Source organism: Paenibacillus agilis, assembly GCF_007786455.1.
Lineage (GTDB): Bacteria > Bacillota > Bacilli > Paenibacillales > Paenibacillaceae > Paenibacillus_B > Paenibacillus_B agilis.
Genome location: NZ_VNJK01000001.1, coordinates 2,716,841 through 2,742,941, shown reverse-complemented (window position 1 = coordinate 2,742,941; position 26,101 = coordinate 2,716,841). Strand labels below are relative to the sequence as shown.

Here is a 26,101-nt window from a genome sequence, read left to right as displayed (position 1 = left end):
CAGCATGAGATTTTCTTACGGGAGCGAGTCTATCTATTATCAACAAGAGGGGCAGGGACCTGTCCTTCTATTTCTGCATGGTCTAGGTGGCAATTCAAGCAACTGGATCTATCAGCGAAAGTACTTTCAGACGCATCGAACGGTCATTTCCGTGGATTTGCCTGGTCATGGTCAGTCAGAAGGATCACATATCAGATTTCAGGAGTACTGGAAGGTAATTGCCTCCTTATTAGAGCATCTCAATATTATATCTTGTACAATTTGCGGACTTTCTAAAGGAGCACGAGTTGGTCTTGATCTAGCTGATCATCGTCCCGAAATGGTTGATGGTTTAATTATGGTGAATTCCTTTGTACGTCTTCGAACTGATGATCGGATTGAGCGAATGAGCATTTACGGATTGCTTGACTTAGCTGATGGGGGAGAACAGTGGGCTGACGTTCTACTTAGAGAAATGGGTGTGCTTGAACATCCATCCATCGTTAGAGGTTTTAAACATTCATTGAAAACGATGAATCGGAAGCATGTGCAGCAGATGTTCTATGAACTGGCGGATGTGGATCAGAGGGACAAGCTGGAGCGGCTAAACTGTCCGGTACTCATTATAAGAGGTGTCCACGATCATTTCGTCCCTGAGTTTTATGCGAATGAAATCCATCGTCTGGTGAAGCAATCCGAGGTGGTAGTGATGGAGCATTGCGGTCATCTTCCCTATTTGGAGAAGCCAGCTGATTTTAATCATATTGTTGATACGTTTTTGCTGAGAGGAGAAGGTGAATAACACATGAATCCATTTATTGTACTTGCACATCATGAACCGGAATCATTTTGTGGTGCGCTTAAAGATGCAGCGATAGAACTGTTTGCCGAACAAGGTTATGAAACGCAGCTCTCTGATTTGTATCAAATGGCGTTCAAGCCTGTGGCGGATTGGGTTGATTTCCAAGCTCCGAAAAATCCAGACTATTTGAAATATGGTGCTGAACAACGTCATGCTTATGAAAATGACAGCTTATCGCCAGATATCGAGCTGGAGCAAAAAAAGTTGGCTGAGTCCGATCTGGTCATCTTTATTTTCCCATTATGGTGGCACTCTGTGCCCGCAATCTTGAAGGGCTGGTTCGACCGCGTGTTTGTGCCAGGCTTCGCGTATGGAAGAAACCAAACGTTTGCGAACGGCTTATTAAAAGGAAAGCGCGCGATGCTTGTGTTTACAACTGGTGCAGAGCCAGAGCGTTATGAGGATGAAAACGATCTGGGTATTCTAGAGCATCACTTGCATGGCATAGAGCATGGAACGTTAAAGTATGTAGGAATGGACATTGTGCCTTATTTTGCGGCATGGCAGCCTACCCATGTTTCTGCGGAGCAGCGGGAGAAGTATTTGGCGGAGTTTCGAGAGAGACTGATATCTTTGATTGAGGGATCTGAGCAGTAGTTGCGCTCGAAGATGCTTTGAAACTACTAAGCTTTCAGCATTTTGCATGATATTTTCTCGTAAATGTAGGTAAGAGCAGTAATTTTCTGAATGTTGATTTACACAGAAAAGCACCCTTAATTGAAGGTGCTTTTTTTCTTGTTTTTAATTTTTTTAGAGAAACTTAATTAATTGACAAGCTGTTATATCCTGCTATAATTATCGCTCAAAGAAGATACCACACAATTCGAAATTCAACTCGCTTCGAAACCTCTTTCCAATTAATTGTTACTTATTCTTCTTAGACATTCATAATTCCTATTGTATTTTTTTATAATAGTACAGGATATCTGGGTAAAAGTTGTTCGAATTTTTATCAATATGCGTTTCCTTCGAACACTGTTCGATATTTAATTGACAACACATTAAGGTCCATTGTAATCTAATATAGCTAATAAGCCATAAATTTCCTCTATTTTTTATACCTCATAATTTACTTAGTCGCATATTTCTCATGTTGTCAGTACGTTTAAATATTGAAAAAGGACGTGAATGTAAGATGCCTGTAACTACGACACTTACATTCGGGGATTTAATTAAACAACATAGAACAAACGCCGGGCTATCCCTGAGTGAGTTGGCCGATCTAGCTGCGATTAATAAAGGTACGATCTCTAAAATTGAAAACGGTCGAAATCCTGAATTTCGTACCTTGAAGCCAATAGCTGAAGCCCTTCAAATACCTTATGAGACGTATCTAATTCCTTTCATTGAACAGGGACAAAGACCTCACGTACTCAACGACATTCTCAAAGACGCTATTGAAGATAAACGGCCAACATACCTCATAACGAAAATCGCCGAAAAGTTCCTTGAATCTGAGAAGCTAGACAGCTATGAAGCTACCTCCCAACTGTTTGATTCTACTTATGCATTAGAAAATCCTGAGCTGAAATTAGCGCTATTTAAAACGATCATACTGTATTCCCGGGGGCATGGAGTCATGCCATTTTTAGCGCGCTCCTTGTTTCAAGAATACCTTATTGAACGAAACAACTTTAGTAAGTTACAAGAAACCTACCCAGCAGGGAAATATGTACTCAAGTACAGGGACGCACTTCCAGCCGGAGAGTATGCAAGGCTCCTTTATTGTCTTGCAGGACATGCATATGTTATCCGTCAGTACAGTGAAAGCGTGGAGTATTGTAAAGCATTCCTCAAAACCGATGAACAGGAAACGGGTCAACTTCGTGTGTACGCTGTGGATATATTGCGTGGGGCATACTACCATCTCGGAGAGTACGACTTGGTAGAGAAGTACACTGAAGAATACCGGAGATGTGCGCCGTCTATTGAGGCCGATAATGATAGGCTACTCAGTGCTATGTTGAATGCAAAGAAAGGGAATGACGATCTCGCCATTGAGTTGTTCGAGAAAAGCCTTAGACTTTGCGACGACGATTTTATCGTACACGCAGTAAACGAATATATAGCATTCTGTTTCGAGCGTGATCATATAGATAAAATGGAGAATCTTATCTTAAGCTATGAGACGAAGATCCACGAACAAACGTACATAACACCAAGGGAAAGGAGTGAGGTCGGACGGTTCTACATGCTTAAGGGGGATTATTATACTCGAGTAAATAGTATAAACCGAGCTATCAGCAATTACATAGAAGCTGCCTATTCCTATGCTTGTATAGCTGATCTCGATAACGAGCGAGAATGCTTACGACAAGTATTCAGTGCTGGTAATCAACATAGCTTAGCGGCTGATGTAGTGAAACTTATTGGAAACTATTACAACCGTTTTAAAAAGGAACAGGAGGGGCATCATGAAGAGTAGAACTATCAAATTATTGTTCTCAGCTGCATTATTTAGTGTTATCCTCATTCCAGATCTCGGGGGAAGCCTTGACGGGGGTATAAAACCCTTTGATATTAAATTCCCATGGTAAAAGTTAAGTAGACGCCTAATGTGGGCGTCTTTTTTTGTTGCCGCAAAAACGAACAGCATGATCACAGGCAACTAATATTATGATAAACGTGGGGAACTGATTTACGGGTGAGTGGATGGGGAGATTCACTCACCTATATACAAAAAGGTGATCTATATGATAAAGGAAATTGAATGCCTAAGAAAGCAAATGCATGAAGCGTATGAAGAGGGCTTAACATTGACCGACGTTAGAATAGTTAGCATAAGCCAAGACCTCGATAAACTACTCACCGAGTACCATTATACACACAAATATGAAAGCAAATCATTACACTTAAAATCAATTACTGGAAGATAATACGTAATTATATTAGGAGGTGAAATCCCTTTAAATGATTTTAAATAACATCATTCCCAACAAATAACTCACGCGGGTACTGGAATCAATTATATAGAAAGCACTATTTTGAAGAAGATACGTTTGTATTGTTATTTGATGTGCATTTTTTCACATTTGATAGCAATTCATTCGTACTTGAAAGGGAACAAAGCAGCTTTCTAATAGAATCTATTCTTACATTACTTATAAAAATAAGGATTTATTGCAGAAGTAATACTTAAGGGGTGTCTTTACAATGAAGTTAAGATTGAAAAATCTTCGTACGGATGAATTTGCAGAGAAAAACAAAAGTCTGATACGTAAGTTGGTAGGGCAAGAAATTAAGGACGTAGACACTACTAATAAAGCCCACTATTACACCAGGTGCGGATGTAGTTATAAAAAATCTTATTATAAACGGTTTGACTTTCAAGAGACATTTATTGATGTATTTGCATGCTCGTGCGGAGTCTGGGTAGCAAATCAAATGAAATGTTGGTAGAAATAATTTTACAGTTATGTAAAAACGATCTATATTCATTTGGGCATAGAAAGGGGTGATAGCAAATTAATAAATAGGCGCGTTGAAAGCCTGCAAAATCCTACATCAAATTAAACTAATTATGATAAGGAGAATTTGCATGAAACTCAAAAAACTGTTATTATCGTTCTTGACAATCGCTTTACTGTTTACTCTAGTTATTCCATCCTCGTTAGCAACCGCACAAGAAACTTCTCAAACACAAGTTTATTCTACAGAAAATGGTTCCAGTTACACTGTAGCAAGTAGTGAGAATGGCACTGAAATTGTTATCCCTATTTATGTAATCTATGATGAAGAAACGCAACAAGGATACCAGCTTACCGAAAGCGAGTATCAGCAACGTAAGTCTTCTTTATCTCCAATGACCGTTTCTGTTATTAGATACCAGGTTGCCATATCTGCTAATAACGGTATCCTCACCTATGGGTATACTATTAAAACACTTGCAGGGCCTATACCAACCACTGCTAAAATACATGTGGCTTCGTTAGTTTCATCCACTACGCGTTACGGCCTTTACAGCCAATGGGGTTCAGCAGATTTTAATTTAATTGGTTCCGATTTTGTATTAGGAACTGGTAAGACTAAACAAGACAATATGTATAATACGTATTATTGGAAATTTAGAATTAACTCGTCAACAACTTGGGCATCTGGGCGTGTGGATCTTAGTGACGAAACTACTGATGCATTCCTTTTAAATAAAAAAGGTGTTTTGTACCCTAAATATAGTGACCCTCAATCTGGAATAGCTCTTATCGAACCTCGCGCAGATATGGTGCCAAATCCTAGAACACCATCATCTACTTATCGAACTAATTTTATGAAGCATTATAACACTAGTTTTGGAAACCCCACATACTTCATTTGGGATGACGTACAAGTTCATCATATGATTCCAGTAAGATTTAATGGGAGTGACGCTATGTCCAATTTAATTCCTCTCTGGAAGCCTGGTGTTCAACCGCAGAACGGAATATTGAGTCATAGTGTTTTGAATAGTTGGTGGGCTAACTACTATTAAGTAAGGAAGTGTTTGCGTTTGTCAGAAAAAACTAGATTAACATTAATTATAAAATCTCTTCAAGAGTTGCTTAATTCCTCTTCTGATAGAATGGTTACTACAATTACTCAAGAGGGAAATATCGGAAAAGCAACTTGTCTATTTAATGAACCTATCAGCAAAAAAGAATTTGAAGATATTATAATCAAACATAATTGGAACTTCCCACCTGACGTAATAGAGTTTTATTTAACTCATAATGGGGCAAGAATGTATACGGTTCCAAATTACGGTGGGGGTACAGATTTATTAAGTCTAGACAGGATTTTACGAATAAAACATGAGCAAATTAACATACCTGATCGATGGGTACCTATTGCATGGACTGATCACACAATAGGAGGGATTTACGTTGATTGTGATCGAGTAGTCGAAAATAGATACCCTTATCTATACTTTTTAGACGCAATTGCTCCTGTAAATGAAGCAATACCAATACATTCTGATTTTACAACATGGCTTGAAAGGTTAATTATATGCCAGGGTGTTGAATATTGGATGTGGGATTTTTACAATTCAATTGAGTTCAAGAATAAATAGAATTTGACATCAGTTACAGCAGGTTATCTAGATATATAAGGGTGAGTATCTGTGTTTTAAAAAAAACTCTACAAGAACTTTATGAAGCATATAAAAATGGTTCTAGGGTTGTTATCAGAGAAGAAGGCTATAATTTTGAGAGCATGTGCGTATTTCATGCCCCTGCTACTTCTCATGATATTTCTCGTTTATTAGAAAAGTATCCTAATATGCCTAAAGATTACCTCGAGTTCTTGTCTATAACGAATGGACTTGCTCCCTTCATTGAAACTGATTTTTTTGGCGGAGGAGATATATATCGAATAGATTCAGTACTTGAGTTTAATGCTGCAATCAAACATCCAGCTAGAATATCTGTTGCATATATCTCTGACGATTACATTATTATCGATCTTGATGATGTGAGATCAGGTAAATCAGAATATATGTATGTGCTTGAAAGTATTAGCGATTTTGATGATGCACGTTCATTGTACTGTGATTTCCAGACCTGGTTTAATCGTTATATTATGGCGCAAGGAAATAAATATTGGACGTGGCGTGTAGAAGATCGAAAGTTTTAAACGCGTTAGAAATTAAGCCTGTTCTTAGATTGGACAGGCTTTCCTTTTTATTTTTGTAAAGTTTTCGTGTAATGCCAGAACCAGCGTCATTCATCATATAAGACCTCAAGAGCAACCTTATTCCTTTACCTTACGCGTTTCATCGTGGGACAGTCAGTCCGTGGTGGATTGCATACTAAAAACAAAACACTGAAGGGTGAACACAATGTTTGTAGAAGAAGTATTGAAATCATTGGCAGAACTGTACTCAGAAGGTTCGCGAAAAGTTAGTGCAGAAAATGGAAATTTAATTGAAAGTGAATTAAAGCTTTATCCTGCATCTTCTGATTCAGTCTCCTTGTTGACAGAACGCTATTCACCTTTGCCAGAAGATTACTTGAAGTTTTTGTCGATAACAAATGGTTGCAGGCTCTTTGAAGATGTTGTGTATGGAGGAGAAAATGATATTTTCTCAGCAGAAGAGGTTCTAGAAACTAATTCTCATTACAACCATCCATCAAGAATAATAGTTGCATATATAAATGGCGATCATATTTTTATTGACTTAGAAGATGTAAAAGCAGGTAGAACAGAATATATGTACGTATACGAGGGTGGTGTTGATTTTGATGACGCAAGCTCTCTGTATTGCGATTTTCAGACTTGGCTTGATAGATTTGTTATGGCACAAGGAAATAAATATTGGACTTGGCGTGTAGAAGATCGTAAGTTTTAAAGATTTATGAAAGAAAAGCCTGTTCTTGATTAGACAGGCTTTCGTCTTTATGAATATAGTGTTGAGAGGAGTATTCTATGATTAATTTAAAACGAGTAAAAATCACAACAATACTTGCTTCTTCAATGTTATTGGCTTCTATTCTTAATCCAATCAGCTCATCTGCACACAAATACTACTACAACTATGACGTTGACTTTATACCAAAAAAACAAGTCGATGGAATTTCATCTAATGTATCTTATACTGAACATGCAAGCGATTACTTTCACTACAAAGAAAAGGTTTTTCATTTTGAATCCGCTTACCATCAAGCGATGGAAGAATGGAATGCTAAGACCGAAGCTTACATCTTAGACCACCAGACCTATGGCGGATTAGAAACAGTGCGCTTAAAGGTTGCTCCAGCTATACCAGATGGATATCAGGGATTTGCGGAATTTTACAGAAACGGAAGTCTTGTTAGTGTTAAAATTAGCGACTATCCTAAAGCGCTTTCTGACTGGAATTTGGGCGTAGCATATGTAAATCCTTACTATTTAAGGTTAGCAGACTTCAAAACTTACAAAGCAGTTGCTGTGCATGAAATTGGGCATGTTTTAGGTTTGGCTCATGAAAGTGGAACATCCATTATGAATCCTGATTATAGCACACAAAGTGTTCAACAGGATGATATCAATGGAGTTAACAATCTCTATTAGTAAGTAGAGGAGGAAATTCGAGCGATGCTAAAAAAACTTGGGATAATATCTGTGTTGAGTATACTTGCATTCACATCAATTGCTTGCACGTCAACGTCAGAAAAGAATCAAGCTTCAAGCTCTTATAGAGATCAAAAAGATGTAGGGGTTAACTATGGCACAGCTTTAGTAGCAAACCGCTATAAATCGATGGAAGAGATGATTTATGACGCTGATTTAGTTGCAGAAGTTGAACCAACTGGAAAAACGCAAATAAAAGACTATCAAGGCGTAAAATATGTTGTCACGGAACTAAAAGTAATCAGAGCTTTACACGGTAGTGAAAATTTGAAGTCAGATATCATCACTGTCTTTAGTTTAGAACTATTCAGCGGCGACCTGTTTAACCATGAAATTGTGTTTTTAGACATTGTTGAGCCTGAGTTTCAAATGTCAGACTTTGTAGTTACTGGAGCATATCAAGGAAGATTTAGGATTGAAGATGGTAAGGTGATGTATGATGCAGATAAATATGGTGGAGAGATATATTTTCAAAACGAGGTTAAAGGTATGGATTTAGCTTCCTTTGAAAAACGTATCCAACAAGCGGCTCAAAATGCTACACCACTTGCAAAGCCTCAATCTACTTTGAGTATTGAGGAGCAAAATAAGATAGATGAGCAACAGATGTTAGAAGGAAATAAGGCAATGGAAGAGAGCAAAAGAAAACGACAAGCAGAACTTGAAAAGAAAAAGCAACAACAAGACGAAACTAAGCAACAAGAAGTGAAGCAACCTTAAGCATCATTCATTGAACATGGTATGAAGAAAAACGTAGGTTTTAAAGAGGTATGAAAGAAAAGCCTGTTCTTATATGGACAGGCTTTTGTTATCTCTGAATCTATTACATGGCGAGGTGATTAGATATGCAGGAAGACGAAGATTTGTTCCCACCATTAACTATTGAGTCACTGATTGAAATGGTGAAACAATGTAATGAGGAAGGATTTAAAATCTACCGTAAAGGAGCTTTAATTGATTATTCTTTCACAGTTCATCCTCCAGCAACAATGTCAGAAATTAAGGAGCTATAAGCTCTTTAGATATGTTTATCAGCACTTACGGATACCCGTTCTGGGAGTGGAGCATCGATAATCAGCGTTTTATTGTAAAAAAATTTATAATAGGTGAGCGAAAATGACTATAGAGAAAACGATAAATTCATTACGTAAGCTATATGCACATGGTACACGTAAGATTCAATGTAATGAAGGATATGTATATGATAGTGAACTTATATTTTACGAACCATCCTCTGCTAGTGATATTTCTCTACTACTAGAGTCGTACTCTCCATTGCCAGAAGATTATCTAAAATTTTTGTCAATAACCAATGGTTTCAGACCATTTTCGGAAGTTCCTATTACTGGTGAAACTGATATCTTTTCAATTGATGAGGTACTTGAAATCAATAAACATTATGTTCATCCTTCCATGATTATGATAGCCTGTACTAATGATGATTATTTAATTCTAGACACGAAAGATGTTGCCCAAGGAAAGAGTGAATACATGTACGTGATTGAGGGCGGTGGTTGTCCGTTTGAGTATGCTCGTTCATTGTACTGTGACTTCCAGACTTGGTTGGATCGATTTTGCATGGCACAAGGTAATAAGTATTGGACGTGGCGTGTAGAAGATCGTAAGTTTTAATGTGAGAATGTCTATTTCCTTGGGAGTAAGCATTCTTCTTAATGCCATTGCCTTACAGCTTCCATAGAGGGGTAGTTTCGCTGTGGTGGGTAGGATATCCAGATAATTAAGGGTGAGGATCAATGTTTATTAATAAAACTTTACAGGCATTGCGTGATATGTATGCACAAGGTACTAGGGGTATTCTTAGAGAAGAAGGCAATAATTTTAAGAGCATATGCGTATTTCAAGACTCAGCTACTTCTCATGATATTTCTCGTTTATTAGAAAAGTATCCTGATATGCCTAAAGATTACCTTGAGTTCTTGTCGGTAACTAACGGACTTGCCCCTTTCACTGAGACTGATTTTTTTGGTGGAGGAGATATTTATCGAATAGATTCAGTCATAGAGTTTAATGCTCCAATCAAACACCCAACCAGAGTATCTATTGCATATATCTGTGACGATTATATTATTATTGATCTTGATGACGTGAGATCGGGTAAGTCAGAATACATGTATGTACTTGAAAGTATTAGTGATTATGATGATGCACGTTCCTTGTATTGCGATTTCCAGACTTGGTTTGATCGTTATATTATGGCTCAAGGAAACAAGTACTGGACGTGGCGTGTAGAAGATCGTAGATTTTAATCCGTTAGAAATAAAGCCTGTTCTTAATTGGACAGGCTTTATTTTTAATTATCAATTGAAGCACTAATTGAAATGGTGAAGCAATGATTTGTTAGTATAAGCTTCTATTGGCATATGTTCAGAACGATTCATTCCACAGCAGCCTTATTGACCTTCTTCAACAAACTTTTTAATGCGCGCTTTTATAGCATCGCGAACGTTTCTGAAGTGTGCCATGATTTCTTCTTCCGTACCTGTTGTCTTGGCAGGATCTTCGAAGCCCCAATGCCATTTTACAACATTAGTGTTGGAGATAACGGGACAATGCTCATCCGCATGGCCACATAGGGTTACAACGTAATCAGCGCGGTTTAAAATCTCTGGATCAATGACATCTGAGGTATTACTACTGATATCAATGCCAGCTTCCTTCATCACTTGAATGGCTCTTGGATTTAAACCATGAGCTTCAAGACCTGCACTCTTCACCTCATAGCGTTCTCCGCCAAGTTCCTTCATAAATCCATCCGCCATTTGACTGCGGCACGAATTTCCAGTACATAAAAAGTAAATGAGTTTCTTCTCCATGTTGTATTTCTCCTTTATATCTACTAAATGTCTACTAATGAATAAAGCTAAGCCACAAATATAGTCCAGTTAACGTAATGAATAACACCGGTATAGTTAACACGATACCCACTTTGAAGTAATAACCCCATGTGATTTTGACATTCTTCTTAGCGAGTACATGAAGCCATAATAGAGTTGCTAGCGAACCAATAGGTGTAATTTTTGGACCAAGATCTGAGCCTATGACATTTGCATAAATGAGTGCTTCGCGAATTACTCCTTGCGTATCCGTACCCTGAATAGCAAGTGCGTCGATCATAACCGTCGGCATGTTATTCATAATAGAGGAGAGGAGTGCTGCAACAAATCCGGAGCCAACTGTCGCGATAAACAGGCCTTGATCTGCCATCCACTGAAACACCTTACCGAGTTCTTCTGTGAGTCCTACGTTGCGTAAACCATAAACGACAACATACATGCCGATGGAAAAGACGACAACGGACCATGGAGCACCTTTGATAACAGCGCCTGTTTGTATAACTTTACTTCTCCGAGCAATGAACAGGAACGTGATAGCAGCCACGCCAGCAATGATAGAAACTGGAATGTGTATGAACTCGCTAATCATGTAAGCAACTAATAATACGCCAAGTACGCTCCACGAAAGCTTAAACATTCGCATATCTTTAATTGCTTCCTTAGGTTGTTTCAGTTGACTGAGATCATATGTTTTCGGAATACTTTTTCGAAATACAAGATACAGAACGAGCAAGCTTCCAGCGATAGAAAAGATAGTTGGAACAATCATTCGACTCGCATATTCAGCAAAACCAATGCCAAAGAAATCAGCCGACACGATGTTAACCAAGTTACTTATGATAAGCGGCAGGGAAGCCGTATCTGAAATAAATCCACTGGCCATAATGAATGGCAATATCATTCGATCATCAAATTTAAGAGCCCGAACCATAGCAAGTACGATTGGAGTCAGAATCAGAGCCGCTCCATCGTTTGAAAACAATGCAGCTACTGCAGCTCCTAGTAAGACGACATAAATGAACATCAGCGTTCCATTTCCTTTAGCAAAACGCGCCATATGTAGGGCTGCCCATTCAAAAAAGCCTATCTCGTCAAGAATTAATGAAATTAGAATAATGGCTACAAAGGTAAGGGTTGCATTCCATACGATGCCAGTAACATCCCATACATCCTGAAAGTTTACGACCCCGAAGAGCAGGGCCAAGATGGCACCTCCAGCAGCAGAATATCCAATGTTTAACCCTTTAGGCTGCCAGATGACGAAAATAAGCGTAACCATAAAAATAAGCGATGCAATAGCTAACATGTGCGCCTCCTTGTGTTACTTACAACAGTTAGGATTTAATTTATTTAGTTCATCTTTCATGGAAGGCAATTCTTTAAGAATACCTTGTAAATACGGTTTATCATCCATGTTCAACGAATAGTAAATCCACTGACTACGTCTAGTTTCTAGCACAAGCCCACCATTTTTAAGCTTTTTCAAATGCTGACTGATATTAGGCTGTGTCGTATGTAAAATATCGACGATATCACAGACACACATTTCCTTCTCTTTCAGAAGGGCAAGAATGGTCAAGCGTGTTTTATCAGCTAACAATTTCATCGTCTCTACAAGAGAATCCGTTGTTTCTGTCAAAATAGACACCCCTTTCACTTAAACTTGGATGTTAAGGTTTTCTTACAATCACGGCAATCTTTATCCAGAGTTTATTATACACAGATCATTATATAAGTAAATAATTATATTAGTAAACACTTATATACATATATATGTATAGTGTTACTTGCGTTACAATTAAATATATTAATCAAAAAAATTTGATTAATAATTGACTTTCATAAAAAATGGATGTTATGATATCAATCATAAATCAAATTAATTTGATTAATTGCAGAATTAAAAGATAGGAGGAAAGAGGATGTTCAAAGAACTTCCCATCGTACAACAAGAATCATCGAAAGTTGATTTTGCTACATACGAAGCCAAGTTCAAAGCACTGGCAGATCAAAAACGACTGCAGATTATGTATGAGCTCACACAAAGAGGTAATACATGCGTATGTGATCTTACCGATATTTTCGATATGCAGCAGTCTAAACTGTCGTACCATTTGAAAATCTTGCTGGATGCTGGTTTAATTCGGAAAGAAACGAAAGGTACCTGGAGTTACTACGAACTCAACCAAGAGGAAGTTAACAATCTTCTTTCACCAGAGCTATGCTGTATTTTCCGCTTAAATGATGTTAAAACAGGCGATTGTTGCTAATCGCTTTTGTTTTATTCTATTAATCAAATTAATTTGATTAATAGAATATGGAATTATTTTAATCAAACGAATATCAATTAATCATGGAGGTTATGAATCATGAATAAATGTTGTAGTGCATTACCAGTTGCAATCATTGGTGGAGGTCCTGTAGGTCTAGCGGCAGCAGCCCATTTGGTTTCTAAAGGAGAATCCTTCATTTTATTTGAGGCATCCAATGAAATAGCAGGGAACATCAAGCGATGGAGTCATGTACGTCTATTCTCTCCATGGCAATTTAATATCGATAAAGCAGCTAAGCAATTACTCGAGGAAAGTGGTTGGAAGGTACCAATTGTTACGAATATTCCAACAGGCGGTGAGCTAGTAGAGCAGTACCTTGTTCCACTTTCAAACCTGCCAGCCATGAAACCACATATCCACGTTAATGCCAATGTTACTGCGGTAAGTCGTAAAGGCTTAAGTAAAGTTAGAACAGCCGAACGTGGTCAGCTGCCATTTGTACTGCATGTCACGAAAAATGGTGAAAGAAAAGTGTTTGAGGCAAAGGCTGTCATTGACGCATCTGGCACTTGGGCAACTCCTAATCCTGCCGTTTCCAATGGGATATGGACGGAGAACGAGCTCACACTGAAAGAACAAATTACTTACGGAATCCCTGATGTAGTTGGTCAGCAAAGAGAACGTTATGCTGGCAAACACGTACTTGTTGTTGGAAGTGGGCATTCTGCAATTAATGCACTATTAGATCTTGAAAAGCTTAAAGAACAGGAGCCAGATACAAAAATCTCGTGGGTCATACGAAAATCGAATGTAACAGCAGTATACGGAGGCCAAGAAAAGGACAGTCTTCGTGAACGTGGAGAGTTAGGTATTCGTTTAGAGAATCTTGTTCGTTCCGGCAAAGTACAAGTGTACCCATCCTTTATGATTGAGAACTTCGAAAAATCAGGAGATAAGATTCATGTAATTGGGTATAGCAACGGTCAGACCATGCAGATTGAATTTATAGATGAGGTTATTAGTAATACCGGATCTCGTCCGGATATGAGTTTTCTTCGTGAAGTCAGAACGGACATCGATTCTGCAATTGAGAGTGTTGGTGCAATAGCTCCGTTGATTGATCCTAATCTTCATAGTTGTGGTACCGTAAGGCCTCATGGAGAGAAGGAATTGCGTCAGCCTGAACAACACTTTTATATCGTTGGATCGAAAAGCTATGGTCGTGCACCAACGTTTCTGATGGCAACTGGCTATGAACAGGTTAGATCTATTGTGGCAGCTCTGACAGGTGATTGGGAAGCTGCAGAGAAGGTCGAATTAGAACTGCCGGAAACAGGAGTATGTAGCATAAGTCTTTCCCGCGAAGAGAGCTGTTGTGAGACAGAAGAAACTCCCCACGAGGAGAAAGCAGAAAGTACTTGCTGTACAAGTAATTCAAATGTAAGTGCGCCTTCATCATCATCTTGCTGCGGATAATCATAGAAGGAGGGAAGGGACTTTGAACATTGAGATACGGAGAGCCAAGGTAGATGACGCAAGTGCTTTAACCGAAATCTACAACTATAATATTGTTCATGAGCGAAACTCGACATTTGAGAGCGAGCCTAAAACGATTGAAAGCAGAGTGAAATGGATTGAGGACGCAGGGACTTATTATCCTATCTTAGTTGGCGTTCGTGAAAATGTAATTGTGGGCACAGCTTATGTTTCTCCGTACCGTGAAAAGAGAGAATGCTATAAAGGCGTAGGGGAATTCTCGATTTACATTCATAAGGATTACAGAGGAAAAGGAGTAGGCAAGCAGCTTCTAAGTGTACTTATAGAGGAATGTGAGAAGCTTCATTACTGGAAACTGCTTTCTCGTATCTTTGACTTTAACACAGGCAGCCGACAGTTGTGTCGTAGTTTGGGTTTTAGAGAAGTTGGTGTGTATGAAAAGCATAGTCAATTAGACGGTAAATGGCTTAATGTTGTGATTGTTGAAAAGTTATTTCCAAGCAATATGTAGATTCTATTTAGACAAGAACATAGTGAAATTTCTCATTCAAAAACAATAGCGATAGATGGTACGGCTTTCAAATAAAAATCCAATTTCAAACAATAACCGGCTTTCAAAAAGGCTGGTTATTTCTTTATTCGCTTTATTCGGTTCCCGTAACATGCTTGTACAAAATAGCATACTTCATTTGGTTTGCATATAATGCCTAAATTGAATGCTAAATCAGCACTAACTAAACAATTCTGATCCAATACTGGAAATAGTATGTGTGGAGGAAAGTTTACTATGATTAGTGTGTTAACTTTAACCTACCGACGCCCTCATTTATTAGAGGAAGCCATTGAATCTTTTCTTCGTCAAGATTTTTCAGGTGAATCAGAAATGGTCATTATTAATGATAGCCCTAAAGCTGAGTATGTATTTAAGCACCCCCAAATTCGAATTGTTAATGTAAAAGAAATGTTTACATCCATTGGAAGTAAACTTAAATTTGGATTTTCTCAATGTAAATATAAATATATATACCGCCTTGATGATGATGATTTATTGGCACCGAGGGCATTGAGTCATACATGGGATGACATTATTGCTCATCCAGGTTATGAAATTTATCGAAGTGATGGTCATTATTTTTTTGTAGATAACAAATTCGAAGGAATATATAGCAATGTTAATACTGGAAATGTGTACACAAAGAATTACTTGTCACGTATTGAAATACCTGATAGCAGTTTTGGAGAAGATTACACAATGACTTTTAGTTTTAATGCAAACATTTATAAATCTCCCCGTGAACAAAAAACGATGATATATCGCTGGGGTATGAATACGTATCATATATCTGGAATGGGTAACATTAATGAAATTGCTAGACGTGCATGGACTGATCTTATTGTTGAAAATGTAGCAAAGGAAAGGAATACAAGTGTAGAGGAGGGGCTACTTATGCTCCACCCCCACTTTCAAGAAGATTATTACCAACAAATATCTATAAATTAATAGGCTTTAATGTGAAGACATAACCATCGTGATTCGATGGTTTTTCGTGTTTTTTATGCGTACCATAAGCTACTAAAAATCCTATTCAAAACAACAACCGGCCTCCGAAAAGGCCGGTTATCTCTTTATTCCGCATGTTCATCCACTTTGATGCTAATTACGTTGGAATCGATTGTAAACGGTCGAGTTGAATTGTCTAACTGGAAGCTGACTGATGCCCGATTTTGTACCTTTTCATTAGGCGGCAGCACAGTTTGCTTCACTTGGAACGTCACTTTAATTGTTTCACCCGGGGCGATATTGCCTAACGGAATACCAGCATTCGGATTTGCTCCAGGTAAGGCACATCCTGCGACCGTCACGCTGCCTGGGACGAACTTCGTACCTGTCTGTAAAATGTCCGTCAACACGGCATTCGTGACCGTAATCGAACTCGTATTGGCTACTGTAATCGTGAAGCGAACCTTATCCCCAACAAAGACGGTGTTGCAATCTGCTTTTTTAGTAACGGTTAGCGGTAGTCCTGCAACATTGACGGTTACGGACGTACTTAGCGGACCTGTCTGAGCCGAGTCGAGCAAAACGGTGTTGACAATCGGCTCGCCTGGCGTGGCGTTGGCTGGAATGGTAAATGGAACAATCAGTGATACGGCAACGCCGACATCCTGTGATTGCACGATTCCGTTAATCCCGAGCAGCGGATCGGAATAGCGAATATTCGATAGCGGTACGTTTCCAGTATTAACGCCTATCATATTGAAAAATACTTGTTCGCCAGGGAAGGCGACTGGCGGAAACACTGTCTTACTGATCGTCAACTCCGGATCTTCAGCCACGGTAACTTGAGCCACAGCAATGATTGGCGTCGTTTGATCAGAGCTGAGCGTAGCTATATTGGTAATGACGCTATCGCCACGTGCATCCGCAGGAATGGTAAATGTGCGAGACACGTTAACGAAAAATCCGGGAGGAATAGATTCTACCGTCTTGTCGATCCCAATTAACTCGTCAGTAAATCGAACGTTCGTAAACGTCGTATCGGTCGTATTGCGAATTTCGAATGTAAATGTCACTGTTTCACCCGGCAAAGCAACGGACGGAGTGACGGTTTTGACCAGCGTAAGCTGGGCCTCTGGTAGTACTGTGAGCGTCGCCGTCGCAGATGTTGGGCCTGTTTCGTTGGAAGAGGCCGTTGCTGTGTTCGTGATGACCGTTCCTGCCGGTACAGTAGGCGTCGTAAATGGAATTGGGAATGTGCTTGTCGATCCTGCAGGCAGAGATGGAATGACAGAACTGAAATTGATGGTCGCATCTGTAATGACGACGTTCGTGAGGTCGACGTTGCCCGTATTCCTCACCGTAATGGTTGCCGTCACCCTCCCGCCTGGTACGGCCTGAGTTTGAGAAAGCGCTTTGGTCACGGTTAGCCCTGGAGCTGGTTGAACTGTAACGGTAGAAGTGCTTTCCTCTGGATTTGTCTGATCCGAGGTCACGACGGCTGTATTGACGATGACGGAGCCGCTTGGAGTGCCAGCAGGAATGATGAAGTCAAAGGTTAGGGCCTGGCTTTGGCCAGGGTTGAACGTGCCAAGTGCTTGCGAGATGCCAAGCGTCGTGTCTGTCAAGAGTACATTGGTCAACACGACCGCACCCGTGTTCGTCACCGTAATCGTATACGTGACAGTCTCTCCCGGTGCAGCAGCCAGCACATTTGGCGTTTTTACAATGGTTATCGATGGTGGCACATCGTTGACCAGTACTTTGAAGGTCGCATTGACCGATTCCGTCTGGTCAGAGACGGCCGTGCTTACGTTTGTGATAACGGTTCCGATTGCTGTTCCCGGTGGAACGACGAGCGTTAGCGTGAAGCTTTGGGATAGACCCACTCCGAGCGATGGAATAACGGTATTTAGTCCTAGCAGCTCGTCGCTGACGCCAACACTTGTTAAAGGGACGCTGCCGGTATTCGTTACCGTCACTGTATAGGTAATCGTATCACCCGGCAGCGCATTGACCCGATCCGCCGTCTTCGTGAGCGAGATCGCGGGAACCTGATTCACCGTTACGGTGGCTGTCGCTTGCTGCGGCCCGGTTTCTGTTGGGGTCACGGTCACGACATTTGGAATGACCGATCCTGGTGTTGTACTTGCAGGAACGGTGAATGGAATCGTCTGGGTGACTGATGCGCCCGGAGCTAGTAAAGCAATTGTATTCGTGTAGGCCAATAGCGGATCGGAAACGGCGACATTGGTTAACGGTACGGCTCCCGTATTGACGATTGTAATCGTGAAGTTCACCGTTTCACCCGGATTGACCCGCGCCCGATCTACTGTCTTCGTCAGCGTGAAAGCAGGGAAGAGCAGATTCAGAGACGCGCTGTCACTTGCCTGAACCGTTTGCGAACCAGAGGTACCTGTAACCGTCGCGATATTGATGAACGGATTGGCGGCGCCACTTGGGATGACAAATGAGAAGTCGACCGTTTGTGATTGACCAGGTGCGAGTGTACCAATGTTCTGATTCAATCCAAGCAGTGGATCGGTGAGCTGCACGTTCGTCAAAGACGTATTGCCTGTGTTCGTAACCTCGAATGTATACGAAACCGTAGCTCCTACCGTTGCCTGCTGCGGCGAGACGGACTTCGTTAGTGTAATAGATGGAGCGCCGATTATGATCACGACGGCATCCGCTTGCGTTGGTCCCGTCTGATCGGATGTAACGGTTGCGACGTTAACGAGTGAGTCTCCTTGCATGGCGGTTAAAGGGATTATAAACGGTATCGTGACAACGACCGAGTCACCCGGATTCACGGCATCGAACGTTTGATTGATGCCTAACGTCGGATCGGCAATTCGCACGTTGGTAAGCGTCTGATTGCCAGCATTCGAGGCCGTAAGCTTGTAAGTGACGGTATCTCCTGGCGCAGCCGTCTGCGGCGTCACGGATTTGAAAAGAACCAAATTCGGAACGGGTGTGACGATGATCGTTGCTGTATCGATTGCAGGCCCCGTTTCATTAGAGGTTGCGGTCGTCACGTTTGTAAACACGGTACCGGCCAGCGTTCCCAGAGGTACGGTAAATGGAACGGTAAACGATTGTGACGCCCCAGCGTCTAGCGATGGGATCACTTGCGAAAAACCGAGCAGATCGTCCGTCACGGTAACGTTGGTAAGCGGAGCATTGGACGTGTTCGTAACCGTCAGCGTATACGTGACGATATCCCCGGCTGCGAGGGAAACCCGATCCGCCACTTTCGCAACGTTGAGACTGAAGCTCGGGAGTACCAATACTTGTGCTGAAGCGTCTTTGGGCAGCGTTTGATCGGAAGTGACCGTAGCCGTGTTGTTAATCAGGGTGCCTGCCGGCGTACCCGGAGGGATGACAAAATCCACATCAAATGTGACGACGTCTCCCGGCGGCATATTAAGTAGCACAAATAAGCCAAGCAGTGGGTCATTCACTTGCACGTTCGTGAGCGTCACAGCGCTGGTGTTCGTCACCGTAAACGTATACGTAATCGTATCGCCGGGGACGCCGGACAGCGGATTTGCCGACTTCGTAAATTCAATTGTCGCCGGTGAAACCTGAACGCAGATCTCGCTGGACGGGATACTGCCGTCGAGTATGGGACCGCCCGCAACGCTCTGGTACTGGAAAAATGCCGTAGCCTGATTGCATGCTAATCCGTTCGGAGGCAGTGACACGATGGTCACGGAAAAAGTTACGAAAACCGACGTGAACGGAGCAAGCGTGCCGATGGGGACGCCAACCGTAGGATCTGCTCCCGACGGCGCGCCATTGATCCTGACGCTTCCCGGAACAAATGCCGTATTGTTAGGCAGCGGATCGACGATGACGGTAGAAGTTGCAGAGGTTGTTCCGGTATTGCTTACAACAATAGTGTAGGTTACCGTCTGTCCGATGACGACTGTACCGGCATTGAGGGCTAACAAACCGCCTTCTATGGCAATATCTGCGGTTATACCAGTCGAGCTACCACCTGCGACGAATTTATTGACGACGATTTTTGGGGCGTTGATGTCGAAATAAAGGCCGACGGCATAGACGGTATAGCCGTCACCTGTCGTTCTTAACTGCAAGGTGGCGGATGTCTGATTGTTCGTTAGCGTCCCCGAAATGTTGACATTCGTAATATCCCAGCCCTGCCGCCCCGCGACGACGTTCGCCCCTGGGGCTCCTAGGAGCATATTGCGCGTGCCGAACGTACCGGATGTATCCAAATTTCCGCTATCGTCGCAAATTTGCGAAGCAAAAAAGTTGTTCTGGAAGTTCCTTGGGCCGGAGAGGAAGGTCAAGCTAGCCGGGTCAGGTCCGAACAGTACTTGATCTCCCGATTTGTTAGCATCCCCGTCACCAGCGCAAAGCTGCATCCTCCCCGTAACAGGTCCAGTAATTGGCGTGCTGAATCCCGTAATGGTCGTGTCGACCGAAGGCGTACTCGCAAACTCGATATCGACGATGCCAACGTTCAAGCTCAGATTACGGAATGGCAAGACGGTATTTTTGTACACGACGCACAGCGTCCAGCCGCAATGGTTGCCCGAAGAAGTTGAGACGTTTTCGGTGTTGCCGACGATCCCTCCTACCGTATAAGTACCAGCACCACCCGCCTGAACGATTGAAGTGACGTTAGCGGATCGGAAATAGTTAAAGTTCCCGTTAATGAACAACAGCTGCGCTGTAACCGGATCGGGCGCAACGCTAACGGTTGTACCTAGCGGCGTCGTCACGGAGATTGACTTGTCGATAAACGGGGAAAAATCGGTCGTGCCTCCCGTTACTGCATACGTACCCGCCCAAACCAGCTCCGCATAAAGGATACTGCTTCCCGGCGGCAAGTTAAGAATGGCGCTGGCGTTATTCAGATTGAAATCGTTTGTCGTGCCTGGGGGAAAGTCTCCGACCTGAAGAGAAGTATTCGTCGTGACAAGGGCACCGATAAAGTCTTGCGTTCCAGCTACGCCATTCAATCCGGATAGCCCCAGCGTATTGCCGGTAAACGAAATTGCCCCTGTATCATTACCGGAAAATCGAAGAATAAATGGCACTGCATAACCTCCTTTCGTAAAATAAGTTTTCAATCGATAGGAAGAAGAATATGAATAATTAAGGGTGCGTGGCAAAAAGTTGACCATAAATCATCATCGACACATAATTATGTTGGAATGGCTTGGCTTTATGTCGTGAGTAGGGAGAAGATTCGTGTTATACAAAGAACCTATCTAATTTGGGAACGAGGGGGAGATCTGTTTGTTGCAATCGAGCATCGTGTATTATCAGGACCCGCTAATTTCTTACTATAAGAATGTCGCATCTGCCGATGAGTGCCAACAATTGATTGATTTGGCGACAGGGAAATTAGTCCCATCCGTTGTCGCAAGTCACAATGCGGTAGGTTTATCCCAATCCCGAATATCGGAGCAAGCGTCTTTCGAGCACGCTTCATCCGAGATCGTCCGAAGAGTGACAAGCCGCATTGAGGACATCGTGTGCCAACCACTCAGCAGAGCCGAGCCGGTTCAAATCGTCAAATATCCGTTCGGAGGAAAAGTCGATCCCCATTACGATACGTTCGACCCGGTTTCCCCTACGGGTTAACAAAGTTTGCAAATGGCAGGTCAACGGTTGTATACGGCAATCCTGTACTTAAACTCGGTACAGCTAGGCGGAGAAACCTTATTCCCGTTTCTTAACTTGCATATGCCACCGGTAAGAGGGGATTTGCTTGTGTTTCAGAATTGCAAAAGCGGTTCGTCCGAGCTCACCTGCTTTCCACCCGGTAGTAGAAGGGGAGAAATGGATCGCTACATTATGGTTACGCGAGTTGTCGCATTAATAAGAGTGTTCCTTCATGTGAAAGGGGGCTAGTCTTTGAAAGTTGCCATATTGACGATGTTTACTGGATTAAGCAGTACGTACTCTGTGGTCAATGTCGTCGCCGAACAACTACGAATGCTTCTGGATGCCCATGTCGCGACCAAGCTACTGGTCTCTGAGCGCTTTTCCGACGAAGAGAAGGTTGGGGTTTTCCTGGATGAAAGAATTGAGTGGGTGAAAATTACAAACAAACGGAACCTCAATATCATGGAGAACGGCAAGGTTCGTGATGGCTTTTATGAAGAAGCAGACGTCATGGCACATGATTTTGTACGGAATCTGTCAGATGTAGACGTTTGTTTCATGCATGATATTCTTTACCTGGGGGAGTTTCTTCTTCAGAATGTCGCTGTAAGGACGGCACAGCAGCAGTTGCCGGGCGTGCGTTTTTTAGCGTTTACCCATTCGAGTCCTGAACCTCGGCACAAAACAGATTGGCCGTTTTCAGCCCGGTTTATGCCAATGCCCAATACAATTTATGTATATCCTATAGCCTCAGGAATCCCGGCTTTAGCCAAGCAGTATGATGTGCCTGAAGAGATGTGCCAGGTTGTCAACAATAGCCTCGATTTTCTTGCCTTCTGCAGCGATGAGGTACGAACGGTAGCCCAAAAAGTCGATTTGCTTTCTCCTGATTATCTCGTCGTCTATCCTGCCCGTTTATCGCCGGGAAAACAGCCTGAAAAAGTGGCTTCTTTCTGCGGTGCGATCAAAGAGTTGACTCGGAAAAGTGTTACCGTTCTTTTTTGTGATTTTCCGTCCAACGAGATTGATCCGAAAAACTATAAGACCTTGATTCAACTGACAGGCTATGAAAATGGACTGAACGTCGATGATATTGTTTTTACTTCGGATATCGGTTTTGAAAAGGGGTTTCCAAGAAAGGGGGTCTTGGAGCTTTTTACACTGTCGAATTTGTTCGTTTTTCCATCGGCTTCCGAAGCATTGCCACTTATCCTACTGGAAGCAGCAAGTCGAGGCAATTTTCTTGTTGTCAATGAGGGTGTACCCGCTCTTGAGGATCTGGGAAAGAAACTGGGAGCCTATTTTATGAGGTGGGATGCTCACAACTTTAGGCTTCGCACAACCGAAACCTATCCTCAGACCGAGAAGGTCTATTTACAGGAACATGCAGCAAAAATTGTCGATAGGATGCAAAACGATTCCGTCATCCATGCCAAAACGTTGGCAAGGCAGCAGTTTAGTCCCCAGTGGGTATGGAAGAATCAGCTGGAACCGCTTTTAAGGAAATAAAGTGGTCATCTTCTTTACCTTCATATATTAGTTCTGCCAGCGAGAGTAATGTGGAGCTCATACAATTTGCTGGTGTATTCTACGACTAATTCTAAATATGAAATACTTCCAGCTGAGTAACTTTATTATAAATAATAGTAAGTGCTCTTTCCTTGACTCTTGAGATAATGAACAATTCATCAATTCCATGCTTTCGAAGGTGCTGCACGTCGTCAAAGCTTCCTGCAGTGTGTACGGTATTTTCTCGTAAATTGAAGGTAAGGGTCGCGATCCAATTATTTTTGTGCAAAATATCAGCTGTTATGTTCTGCTCTACTACATCTACCTTACGAAACAAAGCCTTCAGTTCTATCGATTTGAACTCGGTATATCCTGTCATATCCAACAACCCTTCCATTCGTTTCTACAATACCTACTAATATATAAGTATAACTAAGTTCATCGTCCAATAAAAATAAACAACCAACTACCGATGGGGACGGCAGTTGGTTATTTCATGAGGGGTTTGTTTATTTTCTACCATAATGGGGAGTGTGAATATTGATAGAGTGGGGGCAGTGCGGCAAATTATTTAATAACCTTTTCAATCCATTCATTATTTACAACGGACTGAAAGTCGAGCTTCTTCTTAATAAAGCCATGCTCAAGCAATTGATCAGCAGATTGCTGTTGAGCTTGCAGCGCTTCGTTTGCGTATCCAGACACGGTAAATGATAGATTCGAAACGAGAGATTTCATAATATCTTTCGGTATTTTCACTCGATTAGCGAAGATTTCAGCTGTTTCATCTTGATTCGCATTCATCCAGTCAATAGCTCTCTTATATGACTTTAAGAAAGCAGTAACGACCTCGGGATGCTCATTAAGAAACTCAGTGCGGCCGATCAAGGAGGAAGGGGCTAATATGTTGTCTTCATCCCATGCGATCGTACGCGCCTTATTTGTTTTGGTTAAATTCGTAATATGGGGGTCCCAAGTTCCCCATGCATCCAATTGTCCGCTGGCAAACGCAGCTGCACCATCATCTGGCTGCAAGTTAATAAGTTGGACATCATCGATAGATAGACCGTATTTAGCGAGTACTTTTAGAAGATAGACGTGTGCCGTTGTACCTTTGGCGAGTCCAACTTTTTTTCCTTTTAGGTCTTTTACGCTTTGAATGGGACTATGTGGAGGAACGAGAATGGCGTTGAACTTGGCTCCTTTGGACAGTAAGGCGATAACTTGAAAAGGCAGCCCAGCCGATGCTCCGCTAATCGTCGCTCCATCTCCTAGAAGAGATAGATCTACACGTTTTGCAGACAATGATTCGAGTATAGGAGGGCCATTCGAAAATTCACTCCATACGACTTCTGCATTCAACGCTTTAAATTCCTCTTCCAGCCAACCTTTATTTTTTAAAATGACAAGCGCGTTGAGACTCCCATTGATGGCGACATTGACCTTGATTTTCTCCTGAGCTGCTGTACCATTAGCAGCTGTAGAACTAGCCTTATTGCCGCCGGTATCTGAGCAGCCAGCCGCGAGTATAAGAAGAAGCACTGCGAAACTGATGACATAGGCAGCTTTAGTTTGCTTAGATTTTTTCATAGGCGGCATCTCCGTTTCCATTTCTCACATTGAACTTTGTGCTCAATAAGGTACGTCACCAACAATAGAGACTCTTTCAACGACGCGACGATTCGGGAAATAGTCAGATACTGCATAATGCTGTGTGGCTCGATTATCCCAAAATGCAATCGTATTTGCTTCCCATTTATAGCGGATTTGATATTCAGGCGTATGCGCCTGCTGGAATAAGTACTGGAGCAGTTGTTCGCTTTCTTCAGGTTCTAATCCTACAATGCGTATGGTGAATGCTGCATTGACGAATAACGTTTTGCGGCCTGTTTCTGGGTGTGTGCGTACAATGGGATGCTCAGCAGCAGGATACTCGTCTTGTTTAATGGCCAACAATTCAGAAGAAAGGCGACGCCCGAAAGACGGGGTGAAATCATGAATGGCTGTCAGTCCGTCAATTTTCTCCTTAATGTCATCAGGCAAATTATCATAGGCAGCGGCCGTATCAGCCCACAGTGTATCTCCACCATATGTAGGGGCTTCGACCATGCGGAGCACGGCACCAAGCGCAGGGTTGAGGCGCCATGTGACATCGGTGTGCCATATGTTTTCCATCCCGGTTACTTTCTCATCTTTTGCAAACCGAGCAATTGCTTCCTGATCGCCTTGCGGCAAGAAAGGATGGGATTCCAACTCGCCCCATTGTTTTGCAAATGCAACATGCTGTTCGCTTGTAATATCCTGATCGCGGAAGAAGAGTACCTTCCACTCAAGCAAAGCACGGTTTATCTCTTCTTTTACTTCGGGAAGAAGGGGATCTTTCAAATCAAGCCCTTCAATTACTGCACCAATTAGCGGACCAAGCGGCTTAAGCTGAAACAGGTTATAAGGTAGACTTTCCTGTCCTTCAGGTAGACGATGCAGCTTACGGGCACCGGATACTTTGTATCTTTCAGGAAAATAGTCTCGGGATAACGTTTCAATAATATCGATTTGCTGTGTCATCATTATCACTCCTGATCGTTAATATAGGTAACAGACGAGCTCGGCTTTTTAATTAGTACGAAGTGTGGAAAACAAAAAAAGATCCAACATACATGTTGATCAACATGTACGCTGAATCTCTGGTCGTCCAGTGGATTCATTACCAGTATTGTTTTCGTTTCGCTAGGTAACTAATTAGCCAGTCTATATTTGAATAGGGAAATGATACCAACTGAATATAGGTGTGTCAATAGCCAATTCAAATTAATCCGATTATAATACAAGGATATTGACAGTGGGATAGGGCGATGCTAAACTCTCCTGAAACGAGCTGGCCATATAAGATCGGAATTCA

The 26,101-nt window shown here is 41.9% G+C and carries 26 protein-coding genes; 19 read left to right on the top strand and 7 right to left on the bottom strand.

Going from position 1 to position 26,101, the window contains the following annotated elements:
• Positions 1-4 precede the first annotated feature (4 nt).
• The 13 genes from FPZ44_RS12120 to FPZ44_RS12065 all read left to right on the top strand — a co-directional run bounded on the left by FPZ44_RS12120 (position 5) and on the right by FPZ44_RS12065 (position 10,191).
• Positions 5-781 (top strand): alpha/beta fold hydrolase, encoded by a 777-nt coding sequence (locus tag FPZ44_RS12120; protein WP_144990516.1) that lies wholly within the window; start codon positions 5-7, stop codon positions 779-781.
• 3 nt (positions 782-784) lie between these two features.
• Positions 785-1,438, top strand: coding sequence for an NAD(P)H-dependent oxidoreductase (locus tag FPZ44_RS12115; RefSeq protein WP_144990514.1), 654 nt, complete (start codon positions 785-787; stop codon positions 1,436-1,438).
• Positions 1,439-1,976: 538 nt separating this feature from the next.
• Positions 1,977-3,266 (top strand): helix-turn-helix domain-containing protein, encoded by a 1,290-nt coding sequence (locus FPZ44_RS12110; RefSeq protein ID WP_186786031.1) that lies wholly within the window; start codon positions 1,977-1,979, stop codon positions 3,264-3,266.
• Between the two features lie 268 nt (positions 3,267-3,534).
• On the top strand, positions 3,535-3,717 hold the full coding sequence (locus tag FPZ44_RS27115; RefSeq protein WP_144990510.1) for an aspartyl-phosphate phosphatase Spo0E family protein: 183 nt from the start codon (positions 3,535-3,537) through the stop codon (positions 3,715-3,717).
• 662 nt (positions 3,718-4,379) lie between these two features.
• Positions 4,380-5,306, top strand: a complete 927-nt coding sequence (locus FPZ44_RS12100; protein ID WP_144990508.1) for an HNH endonuclease signature motif containing protein — start codon at positions 4,380-4,382, stop codon at positions 5,304-5,306.
• Positions 5,307-5,324: 18 nt separating this feature from the next.
• Positions 5,325-5,885, top strand: coding sequence for an SMI1/KNR4 family protein (locus FPZ44_RS12095; RefSeq protein ID WP_144990505.1), 561 nt, complete (start codon positions 5,325-5,327; stop codon positions 5,883-5,885).
• Positions 5,886-5,926: 41 nt separating this feature from the next.
• Positions 5,927-6,448, top strand: a complete 522-nt coding sequence (locus tag FPZ44_RS12090; protein WP_144990503.1) for an SMI1/KNR4 family protein — start codon at positions 5,927-5,929, stop codon at positions 6,446-6,448.
• A gap of 205 nt (positions 6,449-6,653) precedes the next feature.
• Positions 6,654-7,163 carry an SMI1/KNR4 family protein gene (locus FPZ44_RS12085; RefSeq protein ID WP_144990501.1) on the top strand — a complete coding sequence of 170 codons (510 nt, stop codon included), beginning with the start codon at positions 6,654-6,656 and terminating at the stop codon, positions 7,161-7,163.
• Positions 7,164-7,240: 77 nt separating this feature from the next.
• Positions 7,241-7,864, top strand: a complete 624-nt coding sequence (locus FPZ44_RS12080) for a matrixin family metalloprotease (protein ID WP_144990499.1) — start codon at positions 7,241-7,243, stop codon at positions 7,862-7,864.
• Between the two features lie 24 nt (positions 7,865-7,888).
• Positions 7,889-8,644 (top strand): hypothetical protein, encoded by a 756-nt coding sequence (locus tag FPZ44_RS12075; protein WP_144990497.1) that lies wholly within the window; start codon positions 7,889-7,891, stop codon positions 8,642-8,644.
• A gap of 125 nt (positions 8,645-8,769) precedes the next feature.
• Positions 8,770-8,937, top strand: a complete 168-nt coding sequence (locus tag FPZ44_RS26460) for a hypothetical protein (protein WP_186786030.1) — start codon at positions 8,770-8,772, stop codon at positions 8,935-8,937.
• A 103-nt stretch (positions 8,938-9,040) separates the two neighbouring features.
• Complete coding sequence (locus FPZ44_RS12070) at positions 9,041-9,556, top strand: SMI1/KNR4 family protein (RefSeq protein ID WP_144990495.1); 516 nt, start codon at positions 9,041-9,043, stop codon at positions 9,554-9,556.
• A gap of 122 nt (positions 9,557-9,678) precedes the next feature.
• Positions 9,679-10,191 carry an SMI1/KNR4 family protein gene (locus FPZ44_RS12065; RefSeq protein WP_144990493.1) on the top strand — a complete coding sequence of 171 codons (513 nt, stop codon included), beginning with the start codon at positions 9,679-9,681 and terminating at the stop codon, positions 10,189-10,191.
• 144 nt (positions 10,192-10,335) lie between these two features.
• On the opposite strand, the gene arsC is transcribed toward FPZ44_RS12065, so the two are convergent.
• The 3 genes from arsC to FPZ44_RS12050 are packed head-to-tail and all read right to left on the bottom strand — an operon-like array spanning position 10,336 to position 12,385.
• The gene (gene arsC, locus FPZ44_RS12060; RefSeq protein ID WP_144990491.1) at positions 10,336-10,758 is read right to left on the bottom strand and encodes an arsenate reductase (thioredoxin); all 423 of its coding nucleotides are present in this window, start codon (positions 10,756-10,758) and stop codon (positions 10,336-10,338) included.
• 34 nt (positions 10,759-10,792) lie between these two features.
• The gene (locus FPZ44_RS12055) at positions 10,793-12,085 is read right to left on the bottom strand and encodes an arsenic transporter (protein ID WP_144990489.1); all 1,293 of its coding nucleotides are present in this window, start codon (positions 12,083-12,085) and stop codon (positions 10,793-10,795) included.
• Between the two features lie 15 nt (positions 12,086-12,100).
• Entirely contained in the window at positions 12,101-12,385 is a 285-nt protein-coding gene (locus tag FPZ44_RS12050) for an ArsR/SmtB family transcription factor (protein WP_144991808.1), read from the bottom strand.
• 316 nt (positions 12,386-12,701) lie between these two features.
• On the opposite strand from FPZ44_RS12050, the gene FPZ44_RS12045 reads away from it, so the two are divergent.
• The 4 genes from FPZ44_RS12045 (at position 12,702) to FPZ44_RS12030 (ending at position 16,050) form a co-directional block, all read left to right on the top strand.
• Entirely contained in the window at positions 12,702-13,049 is a 348-nt protein-coding gene (locus FPZ44_RS12045) for an ArsR/SmtB family transcription factor (protein ID WP_144990487.1), read from the top strand.
• Positions 13,050-13,148: 99 nt separating this feature from the next.
• Positions 13,149-14,528: an NAD(P)-binding domain-containing protein gene (locus FPZ44_RS12040; RefSeq protein WP_144990485.1), complete on the top strand. Its 1,380-nt coding sequence runs from the start codon at positions 13,149-13,151 to the stop codon at positions 14,526-14,528.
• Positions 14,529-14,550: 22 nt separating this feature from the next.
• Positions 14,551-15,060 carry an arsinothricin resistance N-acetyltransferase ArsN1 family A gene (locus FPZ44_RS12035; protein WP_186786029.1) on the top strand — a complete coding sequence of 170 codons (510 nt, stop codon included), beginning with the start codon at positions 14,551-14,553 and terminating at the stop codon, positions 15,058-15,060.
• A 276-nt stretch (positions 15,061-15,336) separates the two neighbouring features.
• Entirely contained in the window at positions 15,337-16,050 is a 714-nt protein-coding gene (locus FPZ44_RS12030) for a glycosyltransferase family 2 protein (RefSeq protein WP_186786028.1), read from the top strand.
• A gap of 125 nt (positions 16,051-16,175) precedes the next feature.
• On the opposite strand, the gene FPZ44_RS12025 is transcribed toward FPZ44_RS12030, so the two are convergent.
• The gene (locus FPZ44_RS12025) at positions 16,176-21,119 is read right to left on the bottom strand and encodes a DUF7507 domain-containing protein (protein ID WP_186786027.1); all 4,944 of its coding nucleotides are present in this window, start codon (positions 21,117-21,119) and stop codon (positions 16,176-16,178) included.
• A gap of 202 nt (positions 21,120-21,321) precedes the next feature.
• Here FPZ44_RS12025 and FPZ44_RS12020 point away from each other — a divergent pair, with 202 nt between their 5' ends.
• On the top strand, positions 21,322-21,669 hold the full coding sequence (locus FPZ44_RS12020; RefSeq protein ID WP_144990477.1) for a prolyl 4-hydroxylase family protein: 348 nt from the start codon (positions 21,322-21,324) through the stop codon (positions 21,667-21,669).
• Positions 21,670-21,942: 273 nt separating this feature from the next.
• Positions 21,943-23,202 (top strand): glycosyltransferase family protein, encoded by a 1,260-nt coding sequence (locus tag FPZ44_RS12015; protein ID WP_144990475.1) that lies wholly within the window; start codon positions 21,943-21,945, stop codon positions 23,200-23,202.
• A gap of 91 nt (positions 23,203-23,293) precedes the next feature.
• On the opposite strand, the gene FPZ44_RS12010 is transcribed toward FPZ44_RS12015, so the two are convergent.
• The 3 genes from FPZ44_RS12010 to FPZ44_RS12000 form a co-directional block, all read right to left on the bottom strand.
• On the bottom strand, positions 23,294-23,581 hold the full coding sequence (locus FPZ44_RS12010) for a hypothetical protein (RefSeq protein WP_144990473.1): 288 nt from the start codon (positions 23,579-23,581) through the stop codon (positions 23,294-23,296).
• A gap of 188 nt (positions 23,582-23,769) precedes the next feature.
• Positions 23,770-24,792, bottom strand: a complete 1,023-nt coding sequence (locus tag FPZ44_RS12005) for an aliphatic sulfonate ABC transporter substrate-binding protein (protein WP_186786026.1) — start codon at positions 24,790-24,792, stop codon at positions 23,770-23,772.
• Between the two features lie 42 nt (positions 24,793-24,834).
• Positions 24,835-25,770 (bottom strand): TauD/TfdA dioxygenase family protein, encoded by a 936-nt coding sequence (locus tag FPZ44_RS12000; RefSeq protein ID WP_261378299.1) that lies wholly within the window; start codon positions 25,768-25,770, stop codon positions 24,835-24,837.
• Between the last annotated feature and the right edge of the window lie 331 nt (positions 25,771-26,101).